Consider the following 1,065-nt stretch of genomic DNA (forward strand, 5'->3'; position numbering starts at 1 on the left):
AACTAGGCCCTTCATATTCTGTGGCTCCCCGACCTGGACTCGAACCAGGGACCTGCGGATTAACAGTCCGTCGCTCTACCAGCTGAGCTATCAGGGAACAGAAGCGAGATTATAAGATGAATCTTCCCCGCTTGTCAAAGCCTGTGCGAGAAATTTCTTTGAATTCATCGAAATTTTTCGCAGCCTTGATTTACTGCACTTGCTGAACCTTTAAAGAACCTTGGCGATCGCTGCAACGACGTAGTCGATGTTGCGCGAGTTCAGGGCGGCGACGCAGATACGGCCGGTGTCGACAGCGTAAATCGAGAACTCGTCGCGCAGGCGATCTACTTGCGCCTTGGTCAAGCCTGAATACGAGAACATGCCGCGCTGTGCGATGACGAAATCGAAGTCGTGGGCAGGTGCTTGTTCTTTCAGCTTCTGTACCAGCGCCTTGCGCATTTCGCGGATGCGCACGCGCATGCCAGCCAGTTCTTCTTCCCACAATGCACGCAGTTCCGGTGTTGCCAGAGCAGTTGCAACGACCTGGCCGCCGTGGATAGGTGGGTTTGAGTAGTTGGTGCGGATGACGCGTTTGAGTTGCGACAGCACGCGTGCTGCTTCGTCTGCGCTGACGGCAACGATGCTCAGTGCGCCAACGCGTTCGCCGTACAGCGAGAACGATTTGGAGAACGAGTTCGATACGAAAACAGGGCCGCCGGCATCAGCGAACTGGCGCACGACTTTGCCGTCTGATTCGATGCCGTCGCCAAAGCCTTGGTAAGCCATGTCGAGGAAGGGGATCAGGCCGCGCTTGGTGACGACATCAATGACTTGCAGCCATTGCGCATCGCTCAGGTCGGCGCCGGTCGGGTTGTGGCAGCATGCGTGCAACAGCACGATAGAGCCGGCTGGAATCGATTTCAATGCATCGAGCATGCCGGCGAAATTGACGCCGCGGGTGGCTGCGTCGTAGTACGGGTAGTTATTGACAACAAAGCCGGCCGATTCAAACAGCGCGCGGTGGTTTTCCCAGCTTGGATCGCTGATCCACACTTGCGCGTTGGGGGCAAAGCGCTTGAGGAA

General features: G+C 56.5%; 1 protein-coding gene and 1 tRNA gene. Both read right to left on the bottom strand.

Annotation, left to right across the window (positions count from 1 at the left end; translation table 11 throughout):
- Nucleotides 1–21: 21 nt before the first annotated feature.
- A tRNA-Asn gene (locus tag Q7T06_RS00870) sits at nt 22–97 on the bottom strand.
- 113 nt (nt 98–210) lie between these two features.
- A partial coding sequence (locus tag Q7T06_RS00875) for an amino acid aminotransferase (protein WP_304778554.1) occupies nt 211–1,065 on the bottom strand: 855 nt, incomplete at its 5' end.

It is taken from the genome of Herminiimonas sp., from assembly GCF_030645555.1.
In the GTDB taxonomy this organism is placed as follows: Bacteria; Pseudomonadota; Gammaproteobacteria; order Burkholderiales; family Burkholderiaceae_D; genus Oxalicibacterium.